18 protein-coding genes and 3 pseudogenes are annotated in these 20,355 nt (G+C 70.5%); 11 read left to right on the forward strand and 10 right to left on the reverse strand.

Features of this window, described 5'->3' with window-relative positions; all coding sequences use genetic code 11:
- Positions 1 to 53: 53 nt before the first annotated feature.
- Positions 54 to 1,106 (reverse strand): acyl-CoA desaturase, encoded by a 1,053-nt coding sequence (locus ABZ562_RS00800; RefSeq protein ID WP_361471983.1) that lies wholly within the window; start codon positions 1,104 to 1,106, stop codon positions 54 to 56.
- A gap of 194 nt (positions 1,107 to 1,300) precedes the next feature.
- Positions 1,301 to 1,936 carry a TetR/AcrR family transcriptional regulator gene (locus ABZ562_RS00805; protein ID WP_361471985.1) on the reverse strand — a complete coding sequence of 212 codons (636 nt, stop codon included), beginning with the start codon at positions 1,934 to 1,936 and terminating at the stop codon, positions 1,301 to 1,303.
- A 129-nt stretch (positions 1,937 to 2,065) separates the two neighbouring features.
- On the opposite strand from ABZ562_RS00805, the gene ABZ562_RS00810 reads away from it, so the two are divergent.
- Positions 2,066 to 3,610 (forward strand): MFS transporter, encoded by a 1,545-nt coding sequence (locus ABZ562_RS00810; protein WP_361471988.1) that lies wholly within the window; start codon positions 2,066 to 2,068, stop codon positions 3,608 to 3,610.
- Positions 3,611 to 3,869: 259 nt separating this feature from the next.
- On the opposite strand, the gene ABZ562_RS00815 is transcribed toward ABZ562_RS00810, so the two are convergent.
- Entirely contained in the window at positions 3,870 to 4,799 is a 930-nt protein-coding gene (locus ABZ562_RS00815; protein ID WP_361471991.1) for an NADP-dependent oxidoreductase, read from the reverse strand.
- Between the two features lie 88 nt (positions 4,800 to 4,887).
- Between ABZ562_RS00815 and ABZ562_RS00820 the strand changes: the two genes are divergently transcribed.
- The 9 genes and pseudogenes from ABZ562_RS00820 to asnB all read left to right on the forward strand — a co-directional run bounded on the left by ABZ562_RS00820 (position 4,888) and on the right by asnB (position 13,918).
- Positions 4,888 to 5,268, forward strand: a complete 381-nt coding sequence (locus ABZ562_RS00820) for a helix-turn-helix domain-containing protein (RefSeq protein WP_361471994.1) — start codon at positions 4,888 to 4,890, stop codon at positions 5,266 to 5,268.
- Positions 5,269 to 5,342: 74 nt separating this feature from the next.
- Positions 5,343 to 5,494, forward strand: a pseudogene (locus tag ABZ562_RS00825) (ZIP family zinc transporter); the annotation flags it as partial.
- A gap of 287 nt (positions 5,495 to 5,781) precedes the next feature.
- Complete coding sequence (locus tag ABZ562_RS00830; protein WP_361471996.1) at positions 5,782 to 7,548, forward strand: fatty acyl-AMP ligase; 1,767 nt, start codon at positions 5,782 to 5,784, stop codon at positions 7,546 to 7,548.
- Entirely contained in the window at positions 7,538 to 8,440 is a 903-nt protein-coding gene (locus ABZ562_RS00835) for an acyl-CoA desaturase (RefSeq protein WP_361471998.1), read from the forward strand. The genes ABZ562_RS00830 and ABZ562_RS00835 overlap by 11 nt, the downstream gene beginning before the upstream one ends.
- A gap of 20 nt (positions 8,441 to 8,460) precedes the next feature.
- Positions 8,461 to 9,405 (forward strand): fatty acid desaturase, encoded by a 945-nt coding sequence (locus ABZ562_RS00840; protein WP_361472001.1) that lies wholly within the window; start codon positions 8,461 to 8,463, stop codon positions 9,403 to 9,405.
- Positions 9,392 to 9,688, forward strand: coding sequence for an acyl carrier protein (locus ABZ562_RS00845; protein WP_361472004.1), 297 nt, complete (start codon positions 9,392 to 9,394; stop codon positions 9,686 to 9,688). Before ABZ562_RS00840 ends, ABZ562_RS00845 begins: the two co-directional genes overlap by 14 nt.
- 30 nt (positions 9,689 to 9,718) lie before the next feature.
- Positions 9,719 to 10,792, forward strand: a complete 1,074-nt coding sequence (locus ABZ562_RS00850; RefSeq protein WP_361472007.1) for a fatty acid desaturase — start codon at positions 9,719 to 9,721, stop codon at positions 10,790 to 10,792.
- A complete protein-coding gene (locus tag ABZ562_RS00855) occupies positions 10,789 to 12,030 on the forward strand; it encodes a cytochrome P450 (protein WP_361472010.1) in 1,242 nt (413 codons plus the stop codon). The genes ABZ562_RS00850 and ABZ562_RS00855 overlap by 4 nt, the downstream gene beginning before the upstream one ends.
- Positions 12,031 to 12,064: 34 nt before the next feature.
- Positions 12,065 to 13,918 (forward strand): asparagine synthase (glutamine-hydrolyzing), encoded by a 1,854-nt coding sequence (gene asnB / locus ABZ562_RS00860; protein ID WP_361472013.1) that lies wholly within the window; start codon positions 12,065 to 12,067, stop codon positions 13,916 to 13,918.
- A 14-nt stretch (positions 13,919 to 13,932) separates the two neighbouring features.
- Here asnB and ABZ562_RS00865 read toward each other — a convergent pair whose 3' ends face one another.
- The 7 genes and pseudogenes from ABZ562_RS00865 to ABZ562_RS00895 all read right to left on the reverse strand — a co-directional run bounded on the left by ABZ562_RS00865 (position 13,933) and on the right by ABZ562_RS00895 (position 18,983).
- Entirely contained in the window at positions 13,933 to 14,880 is a 948-nt protein-coding gene (locus tag ABZ562_RS00865; protein ID WP_361472525.1) for an EamA family transporter, read from the reverse strand.
- 50 nt (positions 14,881 to 14,930) lie between these two features.
- Positions 14,931 to 15,536: a TetR/AcrR family transcriptional regulator gene (locus ABZ562_RS00870; RefSeq protein ID WP_361472016.1), complete on the reverse strand. Its 606-nt coding sequence runs from the start codon at positions 15,534 to 15,536 to the stop codon at positions 14,931 to 14,933.
- A gap of 52 nt (positions 15,537 to 15,588) precedes the next feature.
- Positions 15,589 to 16,174, reverse strand: a pseudogene (locus ABZ562_RS00875) (ATP/GTP-binding protein).
- Positions 16,155 to 16,535 carry a DUF742 domain-containing protein gene (locus ABZ562_RS00880; RefSeq protein WP_361472019.1) on the reverse strand — a complete coding sequence of 127 codons (381 nt, stop codon included), beginning with the start codon at positions 16,533 to 16,535 and terminating at the stop codon, positions 16,155 to 16,157. Before ABZ562_RS00880 ends, ABZ562_RS00875 begins: the two are co-directional and overlap by 20 nt.
- Positions 16,528 to 16,956, reverse strand: coding sequence for a roadblock/LC7 domain-containing protein (locus tag ABZ562_RS00885; RefSeq protein ID WP_361472022.1), 429 nt, complete (start codon positions 16,954 to 16,956; stop codon positions 16,528 to 16,530). Before ABZ562_RS00885 ends, ABZ562_RS00880 begins: the two co-directional genes overlap by 8 nt.
- On the reverse strand, positions 16,953 to 18,137 hold the full coding sequence (locus tag ABZ562_RS00890) for an ATP-binding protein (protein WP_361472025.1): 1,185 nt from the start codon (positions 18,135 to 18,137) through the stop codon (positions 16,953 to 16,955). The genes ABZ562_RS00885 and ABZ562_RS00890 overlap by 4 nt, the downstream gene beginning before the upstream one ends.
- Positions 18,138 to 18,321: 184 nt before the next feature.
- A pseudogene (locus ABZ562_RS00895) lies at positions 18,322 to 18,983 on the reverse strand (MHYT domain-containing protein).
- A 498-nt stretch (positions 18,984 to 19,481) separates the two neighbouring features.
- Here ABZ562_RS00895 and ABZ562_RS00900 point away from each other — a divergent pair.
- Positions 19,482 to 20,270 carry a heparin lyase I family protein gene (locus ABZ562_RS00900; RefSeq protein WP_361472028.1) on the forward strand — a complete coding sequence of 263 codons (789 nt, stop codon included), beginning with the start codon at positions 19,482 to 19,484 and terminating at the stop codon, positions 20,268 to 20,270.
- Positions 20,271 to 20,355: the final 85 nt, after the last annotated feature.

Here is a 20,355-nt window from a genome sequence, read left to right on the forward strand (position 1 = left end):
GACGAGCCGATCCACGTCGAGGACGACGACCCGCACGGCAGCCGACGGCGCTCTCATGCGGGCCGGGCCGCACCGCCGACGGTGTGCATGTGCCGCAGTCCTTGCCGGTAGGAGTCGAGCAGCCCGGTCTCGGCGTAAGGGAGCCCGAGGCCGCGGCAGTGTTCCCGGACCAGCGGCTGTACGAGCCTGAGGTGGGGCCGGGGCATGTTCGGGAACAGGTGGTGTTCGATCTGGTAGTTCAGCCCGCCGAGCAGCCAGTCCGTGACCGGTCCGCCCCGGACGTTCCGCGAGGTCAGGACCTGGCGGCGCAGATGGCCCCAGCGCCCGCCCGCCGGGTCGGGCATGTCCATGCCCTTGTGGTTGGGCGCGAAGGCCATTCCCAGGTGGAGCCCGAAGAGCGCCTGATGGAGCAGCGCGAACGCGAGGGCCTTGCCCACCGGCAGGCAGGTGAGCAGCAGGGTGACGTAACCGGCCGTGTGCAGTGCCAGCAGCGCGCCCTCGACGGCCCGCTCGCGTACCGGCTGCCGCCGCAGGTCCTTCACGCTGCTCACCTTCAGGGCGATGCCTTCGAGCAGCAGCATCGGGAAGAACAGCCAGGCCTGGTGGCGGGTGACCCACCGGGCGAATCCGCGGCGCTCGGCGGCCTGTTCCGCGGTCCACACCAGTGCGCCGGCGCCGACGTCCGGGTCCTTCTCGATGTGGTTGGGGTTGGCGTGGTGCCGGTTGTGCTTGTCGTTCCACCATGCGCAGCTCATGCCCAGGAGCAGATTGCCGTGGAGGAGCCCGATGGCGCGGTTCGCCCGGCGGCCGACGGCGATCTGGGCGTGCCCGGCGTCGTGGCCGACGTAGGCGGTGCGGGCGGACAGGACGGCGAGCGGCGCGGCGAGCAGCAGCGTCCACCAGGTGTCCCCGGCGAGGACGAGCCCCGTCACCACGGCGGCCAGGGCGAGCAGGTTGACGGTGATCATCCGCGCGTACCAGCCCTTGCGACGTTCCAGCAGCCCCTGGCCCCTGACCTTCCGCAGCAGGGGAGCGAACTCACTCCCCTGCCGCGCGGTGGCGCCGACGGGTGCGGTGGATGGGGACGGCGCGATGGCAGGAGACATGGAGGGCTCCGGTGCTGATTCGGTCGGCAAGGCTCTGACCTGCCTCAACGTACGGACCGGGAAGCATGCGGCGCCATGGCGTCAACACCCCGGCCGTACGGGGGCCAGCCCCAGGAACCCGAAGGGGGGTTAGCGACACCCCCGCCCCGGCCCTGCGGACCACCAAGGCCGTCGCCGCCGGAAGCCGGGGGCGGTTACGCGGATCGGCGAGGGCGGGTGAGCGTCGCGAAGAGGGCGGCGAAGTGGTCGAGGGCCTCCATGGCCACCGCGCTGTCCCGGTGCGAGAGCCAGGACGAGACGACCCCGCTGAGCGCGGAGATGACCATCTCGGCCAGCACCCGGGTGGCGACCGTCAGCTCCAGCTGCGCCTCGTCCATGAAGCGCTCCAGGTGGGACACGACCTTGTCGTGATAGGCCCGGTGCTCCCAGGCCGGCAGCTCGCTCAACTCCGGTTCCCGCAGGGCCAGGTGGACCAGTTCGGTCAGGACGAGTTGCGTTTCGGGGTCCTCCTGGACGGCCGCCCAGTAGGTGCGGAACAGGGCCCGGATGCTCTCGGCGGGATCGGCCGCGGGGACGACGGCCGGCCAGGCCGCGTCGAGCGTGAGGTTGATGTCCGTCGACAGCAGCGCGGCATAGAGCTCCTGCTTGGAGCGGAAGCAGTAGTGGAAGGCGCCGTGCGGCATGTCCGCCTCCGCGCAGATCGCCCGCGTCGTCGCGGCGGCGATGCCGTCGCGCTTCATCACGCGGAGCGCCGCGGCCACGAGCCGTTCCCGCCGGACGTCCGCGCTGACCTGCTTCTTCGCCGCCTTGCGCGTCGATGCCGTACCCATTCCGCCACCCTACCATTCATTGGCCAAGTGACTTGGTCAGACGACTTGGTCGGACGACCTGGTCATTTGACTTGGCCAGATGGCCAACTTACTGTCCTCGGCACACGCCGCGAAGTTGAGGAGAGCGACATGCCCGTGCTGGATCAGCCGCACGTGGAGCGGCACCGGGGGGTGCGCCGGTGGTGGGCCTTGAGCGCGCTCACCGTCCCGGTGCTGCTGATGAGCATCGACCTGACCGTGCTGTCGATGGCGGTGCCCTCGCTCAGCGCGGATCTGGCCCCCACGGCGACACAACTGCTGTGGATCATCGATGTGTACGGCGCATTCCTGGCCGGGCTGCTGGTCACGATGGGCACGCTCGGGGACCGCATGGGCCGCCGCCGGCTGCTGCTGATCGGCGCACTGGCCTTCGGAGGCGCTTCGGCCCTCGCCGCCTTCGCCTGGAACGCCGAAGTGCTGATCGTGGCCCGCGCGCTCCTGGGCGTGGCCGGCGCCACCCTGATGCCGTCGACGCTGTCGCTGATCCGCAACATCTTCACGGACCCCGCCGAGCGCCGCCGTGCCATCGCGGTGTGGGCCGCCACCTTCGCGGGCGGCGCCGGCCTCGGGCCGGTCGCCGGCGGACTGCTGCTGGAGCACTTCTGGTGGGGGTCGGTCTTCCTGATCAACCTGCCCGTGATGCTGCTCCTGCTCGTCATGGGGCCGCGGTTGCTGCCTGAGTCGAAGGACCCCAGTCCCGGTCCGTTCGACCTTCTCTCGGCGCTCGTGCTCACCGCCGCCGTTCTCACCCTGATCTTCGGGATCAAGGAAGTCGGCAAGCACGGCTGGGGTCTCGCCTCGCTCACCTTGCTGTGCGGGGGCGCGCTCCTGACCACGCTCTTCGCGGTCCGCCAGCGGCGCCTGACCCACCCCATGATCGACACAGGGCTCTTCCGGTCGCTCCCGTTCACCGTCGCGGTGTTCGCGAACATCGCCGGAGTGTTCGCCATGACCGGCGTCGTGTACTTCTCCCCGCAGTACCTCCAGATCGTCCTGGGGCTCTCGCCGCTGGAGGCGGGGCTGTGGTCGCTGCCCCTGGCCGTGGGAGCCGTCCTCGGCGCGCTCACGGTTCCGGCCGTTGCCCGCCGCCTGCCGGTGGGCCGGGTGATCGGCCTGGGGCTCGGCACGGCGGCCGTCGGCTACCTGACGCTGAGCATGCTGGGCGTCGACGAGGCCATGTCACTCACCTTCGCCGGCGGAGCGCTCATCGGCGCCGGGGTCGGGATGGCCGAAACGCTCACCAACGACGTCATCATCGGTACCGCCCCTGCCGAGAAAGCCGGTGCGGCCGCGGGGATCAGCGAGACGGCGTACGAACTCGGCGGCGCGCTGGGCACCGCCGTCCTGGGCAGCATCGGCACCAGTCTGTACCGCGACCAGGTCCTCGAAGGCCTGCCGCCACACACTCCGAGCGCGGTCACCGACGCCGCCACACAGACCCTGGGCTCGGCCAGTCAGGCCGCCGGGCACCTGCCGCCCGAGCAGGCCGAGCCCTTCCGCGCCCTGGTGAACGGCGCGTTCGTCGACGCCATGACCCAGACCTTCACCATCGCCGCGCTCATCGTGGGCGCCGCCGCCCTCGCCGGGTTCCTCACGCTCCGACGGCTCCGCCCCACGGGCACCGATCACCACTGACGACAGCCAGCCCGCGCTGGTGTCGGAGATGTGCCCGTCTCCCCTATGGGCGCAGTCGGTCCACGCGGCGCTCGAGGAACTGCGCCGTGACGGGCTTCCCGACGGAGACGATCCCCTCGCGGGGGCACGGGCCCGACCCGGCCGATCCGCTCCCGCAACGGCCTCCACGCCCGTCTCACCGGCCGGCCGGTACCACCCAGCCGCGGCTGACTCCGCATACGAGGCCTGTACGAGACTCTGTCCCGCCGGGCAGCTGATGTCAGACGGTGAGGACGAGCTTGCCCTGGAGGTGACCGCCGTCGAGCAGCCGGTGGGCGTCGGCGACGCGCTCGAACGGAAACGTCTCCCGCACATGGACCCGGAGCCTGCCCCGTTCGACGAGTTCGACCAGACCTCGCAGGGCGACCGGATCGGGGTCGACCGCGATGCCGCTGAAGCGCATGCCGGCCGCCTCGTACATGGCGGTCAGCTCCGGATCGTCCTCGGCCACCGCCGTCACCAGGTGACCGCCCGGGCGGAGCACGTCGAGCGACCGCTCGGCGGTGTCGCCGCCGATCGTGTCGAGCACGACGTCGATGTCGCGGACCGCCTCGGTGAAGTCGACCGCCGTGTAGTCGATCACCTCGTCGGCGCCGACCCCCTCGACGAACGTCCGCTTGCTCCCGCCGGCGGTCGCGATCACGTGCGCGCCGAGCGCTTTCGCGATCTGGATCGCGACGTGGCCGACCCCGCCACCACCGCCGTGGATCAGGACGCGGTCGCCCTCGGTCACGCCGCCGAGGTCGACGAGGCCCTGCCACGCCGTCAGCCCGACGACCGGCAGCGCCGACGCCTCGATGTGCGAGAGCGACGCCGGCTTGCGCGCCAGGTGCAACGCGGGCGCCGCCACGACCTCGGCGTACGCGCTCGCCGCCCGCGGGAACAGCGGCATCCCGAACACCTCGTCGCCGGGCCTGAACCGCCACGTCTGCGGCGCCTCCTCGACCACGCCGCTGATGTCCCAGCCGAGGACGAACGGCGGCCGGCCGATCAGCGGGAACTCGCCGGCGCGCAGGCGCGCCTCCAGTGGGTTCAGCCCGATCGCCTTGACGCGGACGAGTACCTCGGTGGGGAGGGGCCGGGGCTCGGGCGCGTCCACGATGGTGAGCACATCGGGACCGCCGAGCGTCTGCTGGGTGATGACGCGCATGACTCTCCTGGCTTGGGAGGGGGAGAGACCCAGGCTAGGTTTCCGACAGGAACCGGCAGGTACCTGTGGCGCGGGTACCTTGGGCGCCATGAGCGGTTTCGGTCGCGGTGCTTTCTTCCTCGCCGACTGTCCGGCGCGTCTGGCGGTCGAGCTGATCGCCGACAAGTGGACGGTGGTCGTGCTCTACGGACTCAGCGAGGGCCCGGTGCGCCATGGCGAGCTGATCGAGCTGATCGGCGGCATCTCCCGCAAGATGCTCACCCAGACGCTCCGGCGGCTCCAGGCGCACGGGCTCATCCGCCGCCACGCCTACGCCGAGGTGCCGCCCCGCGTCGAGTACGAACTCACCCCGCTCGGGGCGACGCTGATCGATCCGATTCACATGCTGACCGAGTGGGCGAGGGCGAACGGCGACGCGGTGCTCGACGCGCTCGGCGCCGATCCCGAGCCGGTCGCCCCTGGCGACTGAGGCGCCGGCCGGCGCCGCTCGCGCGGGTACACGGGGCGGCATGCCAGAGGTCATACAGGCAGGTGGTGGGGGGCAACGTCCCCGAGGGCCTGTCCAGTTCTGCCGGGATGAGGAAGGCAGCGCGCAGCACAGGATGATCCCGGAGGCGTTCCAGGAGGCTCACCTGGCGATCGGGCTGGTCACGGTCGGCGGCTTCCTGGTCTCCTTCGCGCTGTCCCACGTCTGAGAACCCGCCGTCTCCTCCTTCCGGCATCCGGCGCCGCGCGGACGTGGGCCATCTGCCCTGTGGTCAAGCGGAAGGTGAAGGGTTACGCTACCGCCCGCGCCTGATCGGCTGTTGTCCGCTGTCCACCGCCCCGGTGAGGGATCGCGACGCGACCAGGCCATTGGACTCCAGGAGTTTCATCTTGAGTGCGGGGAGCGCTCGACGGGTCGGCTCTGGGAAGGGGTTTGGTGGAGCAGGAGGTCGCGACACGTCAGCAGGATGGAGCATGCTCACAGATCGCGCTGTACATGTCCCGGCCGGATGCGACGCTCACCGGCATCCTCGGTGCCCGGGCACGCTTCACCCCCCACCACCCGGCGTTCCGCCTTCTGGCTGACGGGACGAGTCACCGCGTCGCCTCGTGGACCTATCGCGACCTGAAGCGGTATTCCGACGCCGTGGCGGCGCGGCTGAGGTCCCAGGGACACAGCGGCGACCGGGTGGTGTTGGCCGGTCAGCCCGGGTTGCGGTTCGTGGCGGGGCTGATGGGGATACTCCAGGCCGGTGCGACGGCCGTCCCGGCCTTTCCTCCGACCAACCGGCGGGCCGTGGCCCGGCTGCGTTCGATCCTGGCGGACTGTGTGCCCGGTGCGATCCTGGCCGATTCCCGCCATGAGCGGCGATTCGCCGGGATGGCGGCCGGTGGGGAGAGGGCGCCGCGGCTGATTCCGCTGGACGACGAACCTCTCTCGAAGGCGGCCGGCAGCCATGTCCCGGCGGCGCCGGACGGTCCGGTGCGGCCGACGGACACAGCGCTGATCCAGTATTCGTCCGGCTCGACGGGCGATCCGAAGGGCGTGGAGCTGACGCACGCCAATCTGATGAGCAACTGCCACGCCATCGGTCGGCACATCGGTGCGGAGGACGATCGCGTCGGGCTGACCTGGTTACCGCCCTATCACGACATGGGACTCATCGGGACCATCATGCTGGCGCTGCACGGCGGCTGGCCGTTGCTGATGATGACGCCGGAGCACTTCGTCCAGCAGCCGGCCCGCTGGCTCCAGGCGATCACCGAACACCGCGTGACCATCACCGTCGCGCCGAACTTCGCCTTCCAGCTGTGTGCGGACACGGTGGACGAGGAGGATCTGGCCGGTGTGGACCTGTCGTCGCTCCGGCACGTCTTCTGCGGCTCAGAGCCGATCGTGCTCGACACCCTGAACGCCTTCCGGGAGCGGTTCGCGGCCCGGGGCTACCGGGAGGAGACCTTGATCCCGTGTTACGGGCTCGCCGAGGCCACGCTGCTGGTGACGGCCAAAGCGCCCGGGACGCCCCTGAGCGTCGAGTGGGTTGACCGGGAGGAGCTGTCGCGCGGCCGGGTGGTGGGTGCCGAGGGCGACAGCGTGCCCCTGGTCGGCTGCGGGCGCGCGCCGGAGGGCCACGAACTGCTCGTCGTCGATCCGGACTCCGGCCGGGTGCTGGCCGATGGCGAGATCGGGGAGGTCTGGGTGCACGGGCCGGGCGTCGCCGCCGGCTACCACCGCAAACCCGATCCGACCCGCTCGACGTTCGCGGCGACGCCCGCCGGCCGAGCCGGTCAGCGACGGTATCTGCGCACCGGTGACCTCGGCTATCTGCGCGACGGCGAGCTGTTCGTCACCGGCCGGATGAGCGGTCTGCTCGTCGTGGCCGGCCGGAACCTCTACCCGCAGGACATCGAGCGCACGGTCGACCGTGCCCACCGGTCCGTACACCGGTCCGTCGCCTTCGGGTACCGGGGCGCGTCCGAGGAACAGATCGTCGTGGTCGCCGAGGTGCGCGACAGCCGTCGGACCCGGGTCGAGCTGGACGCCTTACGCGGCAGTCTGCTGGCGGCGGTCGCCGCCGAACACGGCGTCCGGCCGGCCGGCGCGCACCTCGTACGGGTCGGTACCATCCCCTTGACCACCAGCGGGAAGATCCGCCGGGCGGCCGCGCGGGAGGCGTACCGGGAAGGCACCCTGGGCGGCGACCTCGTGCCCTGCGACCTCGCGCCCTGCGATCTCGCCGGGGAGCCGGGCCATGAACGCTGAGGCCGGTACCGCGCCACCGAGGGACCGCTCCGCGCTCGTGCTCGCCTGCGCCACGGTCGGCGGATCCACGGCCGGTTTCGCGGCCGCCATCGTCTTCACGGTCCACCAAGGCTGGTCGTGGCTGCACTTCGCGCTGTTCGCCGGCATGTACCTCGTCACGTCCCTGGGCGTCGAGGGCGGGCTGCACAGGTTCTTCTCCCACCGGTCGTTCTCCGCCGGCCCGGGGCTGACCTTCCTGTGGGGCGTCGCGGGCAGCATGGCGGCACAGGGGCCGATCCTGTTCTGGGTGTCGGTGCACCGTAAGCACCACGCTCTCGCCGACCGGGACGGCGATCCGCACTCGCCGCGCCCGCGGGGCGAGGGGCGGCTGGCGGCCCTGCGCGGTCTGTGGCACGGCCATGTCGGCTGGCTGTTCACCGTCCGGCGGGAGGGCTGGGTCAGGTTCGTCCCCGACCTGCTGCGCGATCGCCATGTCTGCACGGTTGATCGCTATTACACCTGGTGGATCGCTCTGGGACTGGCCCTGCCGGCAGCGGTGGGCTGGGCGGTGACCGGCCGGCCGGTGGACGCGCTCGGCGGACTGCTGTGGGGCGGGTTCGCCCGCATGTTCGTCCTCGACCATGTGACGTGGGCGGTCAACTCGCTGGGGCACACCCTGGGCCGCCGCCCGTACGAGACCCGGGATTCCAGCCAGAACCTCGCCGTGCTCGCGCCGGTCTCCGTGGGCGGGTCATGGCACAACAACCACCACTCCCAGCCGTCGCTGGCGCACAACCGGCACCGCTTCTGGCAGATCGACATCACCGGCGGGGTCATCGGCCTCCTGGACCGTGCGGGACTGGTGTCCGACGTCCGCTATCCGGCGCGTACGACCGCGGCCCGGGAAACCTGAGAGAGGGGAAGACCGCACCCATGTCGGCTCCCAGCGCCCCGGCGGGCATCGTCCGGCTCGACCCGAGAAGCCTGCGGATCAAGAGGTTCTCCGCGCTGACCACCATGGTCCTTCCGCTCATCGGTACCGTCGCGGCCGCGTACCTGCTGGTGACGGGGAAGTTCACGGTGACCGATGTGGTCCTGTTCGGCTTGTTCTACTGCGTGCACCTGGGCGGGGTCACCATCGGGCTGCACCGGTACCTCGCCCACAAGGCGTTCAAGACCTCACCGTGGTTCCAGGACATCCTGATGGCCACCGGTTCCATGGCCGCGCAGGGCCCGCTGCTGTTCTGGGTGGCGACCCACCGCCGGCATCACAAGTTCGCCGATCGCGAGGGCGACCCGCACTCGCCGAACTTGCACGGCACGGGCTGCAAGGCCCGCATGCGCGGCCTGTGGTACGCGCACATGCCGTGGATGCTCAGCGAGGAGTCGTCGAAGTGGTCCGTCTACGCGCCGGACATCCTGCGTGAGCGGCGCCTGATTGTGCATCACCGTCTCTACCCGGCGTGGGTGCTGACCGGCCTCGTCCTCCCGGCGGCGATCGGCTTCGCTGTCGGGCACACCGCCATGTCCGCCCTCTCCGGCCTCGTCTTCGGAGGCCTCGCCCGGATCTTCGTCGCCAATCAGGCCGCCTGGTGCGTCGGGTCCGTCTGCCACGCCTTCGGCAGCAGGCCGTTCGACAACGGGGACCAGAGCACCAACAACTGGTGGATCGCCGTCCTGACCTTCGGTGAGGGCCTCCAGAACAACCACCACGCCTTTCCCGGGTCCTACCGCCACGCCACCCGGTGGTGGGAGCCCGACCTCAGCGGCTGGGCTCTGACCGTCCTCGGCAGACTGCACATCGTGTGGAGCCTGCGCGAGCCCCCGGCCGCACGCATCGCTCGGAAACGAAGGGGAGCCCACCGTGTTTCGGCGTAACAAGAACGAGCGCACGTCCGACGACCAGGTCACCGAGGAGGCCATCCGTGCGTGGATGGTCGACTACATGGTGACCAAGCTGTCCGTCGACCCCTCCACGGTCGACACGACCCGGTCCTTCGAGGACTACGGACTCGACTCCCGCACCGGAATCCAGATGTGCGGAAAGCTGGAGAAGTACGTCGAACTCCGCCTCTCGCCCGCCTTGTTGTACGAGCACTCGTCCATCGACGCCGTGGCCGCCCATCTCGGCCGGCGGCTCGCCGAGGAGAGCCGCCACTGATCAGCCACCGAGAGCGAGGACACCATGGCCATGAGCACCATGCCGACCAGCCCGGACCGGCGGTTCGAGGAGTTCCTGGACAAATCGCGCGCGCTGGAGGGGCGGCACCTGACGCGGTCGATCCCGCGCGAGTACTTCACCCCGCGCCCGGCTCGCGGGGTGCTCGGGCTCGCCGTCAGCCTCGCCCTCTACACCGGGGCGATCGCCGGAGTCGTGTTCTCCCCCTCCTGGCTGCTCGACATCCCGCTGTGGTTCGTGGCGGGCCTCGGCGGCTGGGGCATGCACTGCATCGCTCACGACTGCGGGCACGGATCGTTCTCCCGGTCCCGACGGCTGAACACCGCCGCCGGGAGCTTCGCGCTGCTCCCGCTGCTGTACCCGTACCACTCCTGGCGGCATGTGCACAATCTGCATCATTCGCATACCAACAACCTCGAACTCGACACCGACTGGCGGCCCCTTCCCCCGGCCGCCTACCAGCGCCTGTCCCCCCTGGCCAAAGCCGTCTACGCGTCCACCCGCACCTGGGCCTTCTGGGGAGGCACCGTCCGGTACTGGTTCGTGTCGGGGTTCAGGCCGGGCTACTTCCCCAAGCGGTCGATGCGCCGCGACGTGTGGCGGTCCATCGCCTTCACCGGGCCGGTCGCCGTCGTCGGCCTGTCGTCGCTGGTGGTGTTCACCGGTGTACGGGGCCTGTTGTGCTACTTCGTCCTGCCCTGGCTGATGACCCACCTGTGGTTCAGCGCCACGACGCTCATGCACCACAGCGCGGGCGACGTCCCCTTTCTGACCTCGCGGTACTGGACACGCAACGCCGGCAGGCTGCTGCTGACCACGGACTACGCGTATCCGAAGGCGCTGTTGTTCCTGACCCACAACATCTCCGTCCACACGGCACACCACGTGGCCCCGGCGATCCCGTTCTACAACCTCCCCAAGGCGCAGCGCGCCCTGAAGAGAGCCCATCCGGGAATGGTCCGGGAGGAGCGGCTGAGCCTCGGCCACCTGTGGCGGATCCTGCGCGGCCTTCACCTGTACGACACCGAGGCGGGGTTCTACACCGGCTTCCAGGCAGCGAAGAAGCAGACGGAGGCAACGTCGTGACAGCGACCGAACAGCAGCTGACCGAGCCGCTCATGGGGCCCGCCGAGGCCCTCTCCGAGCTGTTCACCCCGGCCGGGAAGCACAACCCCCACCCCCTGTACGACGCGTTGTGGGAACTGGGACCCGTGATCCCGCTGGGCCCCTCCGGAACCCTCGTACTCGGCTACGACGAGATCTGCACCGCCCTGCGCGACCCCCGTTTCCTGGTCACCGACGCCGAGGTGCACACGGCGACCGGCATGATCGACCACTCGTCGTGGCAGTGCTTCACAAAGATCATGATGTTCAGCAACTCGCCCGACCACGAGCGCATGCGGCGCTTCTCCCGCTGGGCCTACTCCCCGGGCCAGGTCGCCGAGCGGCGGCACCTGGCGGTCAAGGCGGCCGAGCGGTGGACGGCCCGACTCGCCGACCTCGAAGACGGCGGCCCACTCGACCTGGTCGAGGCGTTCGCCACCCGCGTGCCGATATCCGTGACCGGAGAGATGCTCGGCATTCCCGAGGCGGACCGGATGGCGCTGCGCACCGCCATCACCGCGGCCACGACGGCGTTCGAGCCCATCTTCGACCGCGACGAACTGTTGCCCGCCGACGCGGGGATGGACCTGCTCGTCGACTACCTCGACGACCTCGTGCGGGAACGGCGCCGCCAACCGGGCGATGACGTGGTCAGCGTGATGGTGCGCGATCGGGATGCCACCGGAGCGCTGAGCGAAGAGGAACTCGTCGCCGGCCTGGTGATGTTCCTGATCGCCGGCGTGCAGAGCCCCAGCGACCTGATCGGCACCATGGTGCGCCTCGCCCTGCGGCACCCCGCCGAGGGCCGGGGGATGACCACCGATGACGACCTCGTCTCCGCCTTCGTCACCGAGACCCTGCGGTACGACCCGCCGAATCACGTGCTGACGCGGGCCGCCGGGACGGACGTCGACTTCTACGGTCACCGCGTCGCCGCGGGCAGCAGGGCGCTGCTGGTCCTGGCCGCCGCCAACCGCGACCCCCGCCGGTTCACCGACCCGGCGACGTTCGACATCACCCGGAGGGACAACCGGCCGCTCTCCTTCGGGCTGGGCCCGCACTACTGCCTGGGCGCCGCCTTCGCCAGGATGCAGGCCGAAACCGCCGTGCCCGTCCTCCTGCGACGCTTTCCGCGCATGGCCCTGGCGGGCCTGCCCACCTACCGGGACCAGCTGGTGACACGCGGCTTCGCCCGCATGGATGTGACGCTCACCCCCTAGGGGGCGCCGCTTCGACGATGGAGGAGCCGCCGTCATGTGCGGAATCACCGGATGGATCTCCTACGAGCACGACCTCACCACCATGCGCGAGACGCTCACGGCGATGACGGAGACAGTGGCCTGCCGGGGCCCGGACGCCGGCGGTGTCTGGCTGGACACCCACGCCGCGTTGGGACACCGGCGCCTCGCCGTCATCGACATCGAGGGCGGCAGGCAACCCATGTCCGTCGAGCGCGACGGCCGGACCCTGCTCGTCACCACCTACAGCGGTGAGGTGTACAACTACCGCGAATTACGGGAGGAGTTGGAGTCCCTGGGCCACTCCTTCCGTACCAGCAGTGACACCGAGGTGGTGCTGCACGCCTATCTCCGGTGGGGTGAGGGCTTCACCCGGCGTCTCAACGGCATGTACGCCTTCGCGCTGTGGGACCCGCGCGAAGAACGGCTCCTTCTGGTGCGTGACCGGCTGGGCATCAAACCGCTCTACTACTACCCCACCCCTGACGGCGTCATCTTCGGCTCCGAGCCGAGGGCCGTCCTCGCCCACCCCGCCGTGCGCCCCGCGGTGGACGCCGAGGGTCTGGCCGAGCTGATCACCTTCACCAAGACCCCTGGCCACGCCGTGTACAAGGGGATGCGCGAGGTACTGCCCGGCACCACCGTCCGCGTCGACCGACGCGGCCTGACCGCCCGCACCTACTGGGCCCTCGAGGCCCGTGAGCACACCGACGACCTCGACACGACCGTGGCGCGTATCCGCGAACTCCTCGAGGACATCGTGGCCCGTCAGCTCATCGCCGACGTTCCGCTGTGCGTGCTCCTCTCCGGCGGCCTGGACTCCTCGGCCATCACGGCACTGGCCGCCCGCGCGCTGTCCACCGCCGGCAGCGGCCCGGTGCGCTCCTTCGCGGTCGACTTCACCGAATACACCGAGAACTTCCAAGCCGACGACCTGCGCGGTACCCCTGACGGCCCGTACGCGCGAGCCCTCGCCGCCCATGTGCGCTCCGACCACAACGACATCGTCCTGGACACCGCCGAACTCATGGACCCCGACCACCGGGCCGCCATCCGGCGCGCTCGTGACCTGCCCAACACCTTCGGCGACGGCGACACCTCCCTCTACCTCCTGTTCAAGGGCATCCGCGAACATTCGACGGTTGCCCTCTCCGGGGAGGCGGCGGACGAGATCTTCGGCGGCTATCGATGGTTCCACCTCCCCGAGGCCGTGCACGCCGACACCTTCCCGTGGATCGCGGCCCACGTGACCGCGACGTTCTCCGGTGGCAACGGCGGCCACGAGACCACGCTGCTGGATGCCGGGCTGCTGTCCACACTGGACCTGCCCGGATACGAGCACCAGCGCTATCGCGAGGCACTGGCCGAAGTGCCGCGTCTGGACGGTGACAGGGGACTGGAGCGCCGGATGCGCGAGGTCGGCTACCTGCACCTGACCCGCTTCATGCAGGTCCTCCTCGACCGCAAGGACCGGGCCAGCATGGCCGTCGGCCTGGAGGTGCGGGTGCCGTTCTGCGACCACCGGCTGGTCGAATACGTCTTCAACGTCCCCTGGGCGATGAAGACGTTCGACGGGCGCGAGAAATCCCTGCTGCGCGCCGCGACGCGCGACATCCTGCCGGACATCATCGCCGACCGGGTCAAGAGCCCGTACCCCAGCACCCAGGATCCCCGCTATGCCGAGGCCCTGCGGACGGAGTTGGCACGCCTGGCGGCAGACCGGGACGCGCCCGTACGTCCGCTGCTGGACACCGAGATGCTGAAGCAGGCAACCGCCGCCGGCGGGCGGGAGGACCTCCGGCCGAGCACCGAACTGGTCCTCGGCCTCGACGGATGGCTGCGCCGGTACGGCATCACGCTGGAGCTCTGAGAGAGGGTATGCGATCAGCGCTCGTGCTCGGAAACCCGCGTCGCGGCCTCGTGCGCCGCGCCTGCCCCCTCTTCCCGCTGCCGTCGCGGCCGGGCAGGCGCCGTCGGTGTGGTGAGGACGGCCAGGCAGCCGACGAGGAGCGCGATACCGAGCCACCCGAGGGCGGGCAGGCGTTCGCCGACGACCAGCACGGCGAGCACGGCCGCGACGGCCGGTTCGAGCAGGGAGAGCGTGGTCGCCGTGCTGGCGGGGACGTGTGCCAGCCCCCAGCCGAACAGGAGGTAGCCCGCGAACATGGGCACCAGCGCCATGTACGTGCCGACGGCCGCGTTCGGCCAGGAGCTGACCAGCGGTGCGCCGGTGGCCAGCAGGACGGGGACGAGCAGCAGCCCGCCCAGCCCGAAGATCGCGCCCATCGCCGCGCGGGAGCCGATCCCGCGGCTGATCAGCCGGTGGGCCGCCCATGAGTACAGGGCGTACGTCACCCCGGCGACCAGGCCCAGCCCCACGCCGAGCACGGTGGTGCCCACGGAGGCCGCCCCCGGGGCGTCGTGCGCCCCACGGGCCTCCGCCACGCACAGCAGCACGGTGCCGAGCAGGCCCAGGGCCGCACCGAACATCCAGCGAGGCGTGAGCCGACGCCCGTCCACGACGCGCTCGATCACGGCCGAGGCCAGTGGGGCCGTACCGATCGATATCACGGTCCCCACGGCGACTCCGGCCAGACGCATCGAGCTGTAGAACGCCAGCGGGTAGACCGCCACCGCCACCGCGCCCAGCAGCACGGTGCCGCGCCGCGCCCGCAGCGCCTGGGCCTGCCGGACCATCCGGGGCGCCGCCACCAGGGCCTGGAGCAGTCCGCCCAGCCCCATCGCGACGGCTCCTATGGCCATCGGCCCCACGTCCGGGGCGAAGGCCGCCGCGGTCCCCGTGGTGCCCCACAGCACCGACGCCGCGAGCACACACAACGATCCCGCGCCCACCGAACGAACCTCGTGTCCGCCGGACCGCCTCACATCTGCTCCAGCAGGTCCGCCGCCAGCGCGCGGGCGCGCCGCAGACGACGGTCATCGCCCTCCAGACCGGCCCGGGCCACCGCGCCTTCCAGCAGGAACGCCAGATGCTCCGCCATGACACGGGCCTGTTCGGGACGCTCGGGCAGCAGGTCCGCGAGGTGGCCGGCGAGCAGGGCCTCGACCTCCTCCTTGGAACGGCGCACCACGGCCCGTCCCTCATCCCCGGCGGGCAGCTCGGCGGCCGCGTTCAGCAGCCCGCACCCGCGAAACCCGCGCTCATAGGCGAACGCCGCGTGATCGGCGTAGGCGTCGAAGACCGCGAGGACGCCACCGCGCGGGCCCTCGGCCTGCTCCAGCCGCGCCCGGTACAGCCCCCGCCACTCCTCGTGCCGCGCCTCGAGATAGGCCCTCACCAGGTCGGCTTTGGACGAGAAGTTGTTGTAGAGGCTCTTCTTCGCCACGCCCGCTTCGGTCGTGATCGTGTCGATCCCGGTGGCCGCCACGCCATCGGCGTAGAAGCGGTGTGCCGCCGCGCTCAGCAGGCGTTCCCGCGCGGGCCTGCGCCTCACGGGGCCGGTCGCTCCCTGGCCGGTGTCACTCATGGCATGTCCCAAAGTAGGTAGGTCGGTCTACCTATCGTAGCGGACCGGTGCGCTACGCGGTGGACGTGGTGGCGGATGCGCCCGCCAGCTCGACCAGCGTGATCAGGACCTCCTTCCCGGATTCCCGGTCCCGCGCGTCGCACAGCACCACCGGAGTGTTCTCGTCCAGGTCGAGCGCCGTCGCCACTTCGCACGCGCTGTAGTCCCGAAGGCCGTTGAAGCAGTTGACGGCCACGACGAACGGCAGCCGGCGCCGCTCGAAGTAGTCGACGGCCGGGAAGGAGTCCCGCAGCCTCCGGGGTGTCCGCGAGCACCACCGCCCCCAGGGCGCCGGTGGCCAGCTCGTCCCACAGAAACCGGAACCGGTCCTGGCCCGGAGTGCCGAAAAGGTACAGCGCGAGGTCGTCGCCGAAGGTGATCCGGCCGAAGTCCAGTGCCACGGTGGTGGTGCGCTTGTCGGCGACCTCGTCCAGGTTGTCGTCCATCCGGCCCGCCTCCGTCAGAAGCTCCTCCGTGTTCAACGGCCGGATTTCGCTGACCGCGCCGACGAACGTGGTCTTGCCGACCCCGAAGCCCCCGGCCACCAGGATCTTGAGGGCGAGAAAGGGCGCTGGCGCGTCAGAGCGCTCGGAGTCCATCGATCACTCTCCTGAGGATATGTGCGTCGGGGAGCCGGGCCGGGGGGACGGGCGGCGTGGCCCGGATCAGGCCCGCTGCCAGCAGATCGCCGAGGAGCACGCGTACGACCGTCAGCGGCAGTCCGGAGTCGGACGCGATGTCGGCCACCGGATGCGGTCGTGTGCCGCACAGGCGCAGGATCGCCGCCTGCTCGGGCGAGAGCACCAGGTCGCGATCGGGGTCCGGCGGCACCGCGTGGATGACGGTCATCAGGTCGAGTCGCTGCTCGGTGCCGGCACGTGCCCGGCCGGTCGTCACGGCGTAGAGACGCACCAAGGGCCCCGCCTCGTCGTCGTACCAGCGCTGCTCAAAGTCAGTCATCGAGGCGTGAGGTCTCACCGGCCTCGCCGCGTGCCGGAGTGCCGAGGTGCGCACCGACCCGCTTGACGAGCCGGGCCATCTCGTAGGCGACCAGGCCGACATCGCCGCCGGCATCACTGAACACCGCCAGGCAGGAGCCCTCGCCCGCGGTGACGACGAACAGGAATCCGTCCTCCAGCTCGACCAGCGTCTGGACGACCCGGCCCGCCCTGAAGTGGCGTCCGGTGCCTTTGGCGAGGCTGTGGAAGCCGGAGGCGATCGCGGCGAACCGTTCTCCGTCGTCCCGGGACAGTGTCTTCGACGTGCCGACCGGCAGTCCGTCGCCGGAGAGCACGATCGCGTGTCTGATCTCCGGTACCCGGGTGATGAGTTCCTCCAGAAGCCAGTCGAGTTCACTAAAGCGTTGGTCGGTGCCGGTCATCGGTGTTCTCCTTCGCCTGCTGTGTCGTGGTCGCGCGGCGCCGTCCTGACGGCCTGGCCGCGGGTCCAGCCCGTCCGGAAGGACGCCATGACGGCGCGGGCCTCCTCCGGTGTGCGCTCGGACGGTTTCCGCGCGCGCTCATACGGTTCGGGCTCGTCGGGCGGTCCGGGTGCCCGACCGGCCTGGCGTACACGGCGGGGCAGCTCGGGACGGCCCGCGGGAGACGGTGGCTCCCGGTCGGGAGCAGAAGGCGGCGTAGGGCGCACGGGCTCCGAAACCGGGGCGGCTGCGGGGCCTGACGGCTCCTCCGGCGGCCGCGTCGGGTCCGGGGCGGCGGCACCCGGCCCGACCGGGACGCGGCGGGGCAGTCCGGCGGCCGTGCCGTCCACGCTCGTCTCCCCGGCCGCCGCACCCTCGCCGGTCTCCTCGATCGGTTCGCCCGCCACGTGGCCGGGCAGCAGGACAACGGCGACGACGCCTCCGTACACCGACGACCGCAGGGCCACCCGCACGTCCAAGCGGTGCGCGATCCGGTTCACCACGAACAGGCCGAGCCGGCCACTGTCGAGCAGGTCGATCCGTTCGGTGTCGGTGATGCGCCGGTTGGCCTCGGCGAGCGCGGACTGGTCCATGCCGAGGCCACGGTCCTCGATCTCCAGGGCGATGCCCGCGCCGACGCGCTCGGCGGACACGCGCACCCTGGTGTGCGGGGGCGAGAACGCCGTGGCGTTCTCGACGAGTTCGGCGACCAGGTGCGTGAGGTCCGCCACCGCCGCACCGGGCAGCCGGACCGCGGGGATGTCCGTGATCAGCACCCGGCCGTAGTCCTCGACCTCGGCCACGGCCGCCCGGACGATGTCCATGAGCGCGACGGGGCGCCGCCAGCCACGCCCCGGCACGGCACCGGAGAGGATGATGAGACTCTCCGAGTGGCGGCGCATCCGGGTGGTGAGATGGTCGAGCCGGAACAGGTCCTCCAGTTCGACCGGGTCCTCACTGCGGCGTTCCATCGTGTCGAGCAGCGCGAGCTGCCGGTGCACCAGCACCTGGCTGCGGCGCGCGAGGTTCACATAGACGCCGGAGATGCCGTGCAGGACCTCGGCCCGGATCGGCGGCTGCCTTGACCGCGGCCCGGTGGACGGCGACCAGTGAGGCGCCGACCTGTCCCACCTCGTCGTCACGCTGGGGACGCACGGGTGCCACGGCGTCGAGGTCGACGGGCTTCCCGGCGTGCAGCCTCGCGATGGCACGAGGCAGTTCACGACCGGCCAGCGTGAGCGCGGAGTTCCGCAGCCCGTCAGGGGGAGGGCGTGCGGTGAGGGAGGCGGGGGGACGGGAGTGCGGTGGGGCAGGTGGCAGCCGGACTCAGCCGGCCGGTGCGGTCGTGGTGGCGTCGGTGCTCTCGGCCGGCTCGGTCTTCGTGGGCGACAGGGCCACGAAGGCCGACGCGAGGAAGAGGAACGACCCGAGGAGCACTGCGAGGGGGAAGATGAACTGGGTGGCCGTGGCGCCGTCCAGTGCGCCCCCTGCGGGGCGAGTTCGATGTGCACGGCGGCCATTCCGGTGTAGTGCATGCTGGACACGGCGAGCCCCATGACGAGGGAGGCGAGCGTCGCTCCCGCGGGGCCGCGCACCACGACGGCGGCCCACAGCGCGGCGGTCGCCGCGACCACCGCGATGACCAGCGAGAGGACGACGATCGGCGGCTTGTAGCCGACGCTTCCGTGCAACCGGAGTGCCGCCATCCCGAGGTAGTGCATGGCACCGACGCCGAGGCCGGTGCCCAGACCACCCACCAGCAGCGAGCGCCACCGTGACCGCCCGTAGCCGACGGTGAAAACACCTGCCCCGACGATCGCCATGGCCACCAGCAGGCTGAGCAGCGTGAGCGGGACGTCGTAGCGAACCGGGGTCCCCTCGACTCCGAAGCCGAGCATGGCGATGAAGTGCATCGTCCAGATGCCCGATCCGATCGCGACCGAGGCCGTCACCAGCCAGTTGCGCCGGGAGCGGCCGTCCGACGCCAGCGCCTTCATGGTGCAGTGCAGTCCGAGCGCGGCGCCGACGCAGGCCATCACGTACGCGATGACCGGTGAAAGCCATCCGGCACTGAAGTGATCAAGGTGTGCCAAAGCTCCCCCTCTTCTTTGCAACGTCAAGGCGCCGTGGACGCTAGCATTCCGCTTCTTCACACAAGCTTCACAGGTGGGTGTGTGCCTCGACCGTGCCGGCCGGCGTGGTCACTTCGGGCTGCCCTACTGGCGAGTTCCGTGGTCACAACCTGCGTCACCCGGACACTTCAGCTGTCGCGGCGACAAGGCGCTTGTAGCGCGCTTGTGGCGTAGATCACGGCGGGGTGTGCGGGGAGGTGTGCGGTGGCCCGTTCGGACTTGACGGCCGGTGTCGGCCTCGGCACCGCTAGACATCGGATCTCTCTGTGGTGATGCTCTGGACAGCTTGCGCAAGGTGCCCTACTTTCGCGGAGGAAATTTAGGGCGTGTCGAGATCCTGAAAGGATTGATCGGATGTTAAGGAAGTCGAGCCAGAAGTGGCTCCAAGTGGTGTGCGCTGCGGCCTTGGTGGCCGGCCTTGCCCTGACCGGGGGGTCCGCCGAAGCGGGCACTCGCGTCGAGGTGAGCGACCAGGCGTTGCCCGCAGGGGTCTACTTCCAGAACGAGGGCACGGTGGAGGGTTGGTCCAACTACCCGCAGAAGCCGCAGAAGCAAGGCGTCATACGCAACGTCTCCACCCCCGCCTACAAGGGCGGCAACGCCATCGAGGCCAAGCAGACCTACATCGATGAGGGCGGTGGCTACCACTCCGAGACCATTCAGGGCTCCACCCAGGCCGTCGGTCAGGACCGCTATTACGGCCAGGCCGTCTACCTCGCCCCCACCTGGCAGTTCCACAACCAGAACGTGACGTTCCAGCAATGGTCGCCCGAGGATCCGGAGGGCCCCTGGGAACTGATGTTCATCCAGAACGACGACCTGCGCATCGGCGGCTCCGGCGGCTTCAGCGCGCACGTCGCCAAGGTCACGAACCTGCGCGGCACCTGGATCCGGATCGTCACGCGCCTGAAGTTCGACGCGGCCAACGGCGCCATCGAGATCTGGGTCAACGGCGTCAAGGCGTACAGCAAGACCGGAGTCCCTGTGCTGCCCAAGACGTCCCACACGATCCGCTGGTCCTCCGGCATCTACTGCACCGGCTGGCGCGAGAATCTCCCCGCCGGGCCCCGGGAGCTCTCCGTCTTCCACGACCAGGCACGCATCGCGAACTCGTACAGCCTGGCGGAACCCGCCAACTGGTGACGCCCCGGGTCGTGCGCACCGAACGCGCCCAGCGAAGTTGAGTGGCTGTCATTTTTTGTCGTCAGAACTCTTGTGAGAGGCATCC

Origin of the sequence: Streptomyces sp. NPDC019937 (assembly GCF_040631655.1) — a bacterium.
GTDB lineage: Bacteria > Actinomycetota > Actinomycetes > Streptomycetales > Streptomycetaceae > Streptomyces.

Coding starts and splice junctions, on each gene's coding strand:
- ABZ562_RS00800 (WP_361471983.1), bottom strand. CDS start 1,106: ATGTCTCCTGCCATCGCGCCGTCCCCATCCACCGCACCCGTCGGCGCC.
- ABZ562_RS00835 (WP_361471998.1), top strand. CDS start 7,538: ATGAACGCTGAGGCCGGTACCGCGCCACCGAGGGACCGCTCCGCGCTC.
- ABZ562_RS00810 (WP_361471988.1), top strand. CDS start 2,066: ATGCCCGTGCTGGATCAGCCGCACGTGGAGCGGCACCGGGGGGTGCGC.
- ABZ562_RS00900 (WP_361472028.1), top strand. CDS start 19,482: ATGTTAAGGAAGTCGAGCCAGAAGTGGCTCCAAGTGGTGTGCGCTGCG.
- ABZ562_RS00850 (WP_361472007.1), top strand. CDS start 9,719: ATGAGCACCATGCCGACCAGCCCGGACCGGCGGTTCGAGGAGTTCCTG.
- ABZ562_RS00820 (WP_361471994.1), top strand. CDS start 4,888: ATGAGCGGTTTCGGTCGCGGTGCTTTCTTCCTCGCCGACTGTCCGGCG.
- ABZ562_RS00870 (WP_361472016.1), bottom strand. CDS start 15,536: ATGAGTGACACCGGCCAGGGAGCGACCGGCCCCGTGAGGCGCAGGCCC.
- ABZ562_RS00830 (WP_361471996.1), top strand. CDS start 5,782: ATGTCCCGGCCGGATGCGACGCTCACCGGCATCCTCGGTGCCCGGGCA.
- ABZ562_RS00815 (WP_361471991.1), bottom strand. CDS start 4,799: ATGCGCGTCATCACCCAGCAGACGCTCGGCGGTCCCGATGTGCTCACC.
- ABZ562_RS00840 (WP_361472001.1), top strand. CDS start 8,461: ATGTCGGCTCCCAGCGCCCCGGCGGGCATCGTCCGGCTCGACCCGAGA.
- ABZ562_RS00880 (WP_361472019.1), bottom strand. CDS start 16,535: ATGACTGACTTTGAGCAGCGCTGGTACGACGACGAGGCGGGGCCCTTG.
- asnB (WP_361472013.1), top strand. CDS start 12,065: ATGTGCGGAATCACCGGATGGATCTCCTACGAGCACGACCTCACCACC.
- ABZ562_RS00805 (WP_361471985.1), bottom strand. CDS start 1,936: ATGGGTACGGCATCGACGCGCAAGGCGGCGAAGAAGCAGGTCAGCGCG.
- ABZ562_RS00885 (WP_361472022.1), bottom strand. CDS start 16,956: ATGACCGGCACCGACCAACGCTTTAGTGAACTCGACTGGCTTCTGGAG.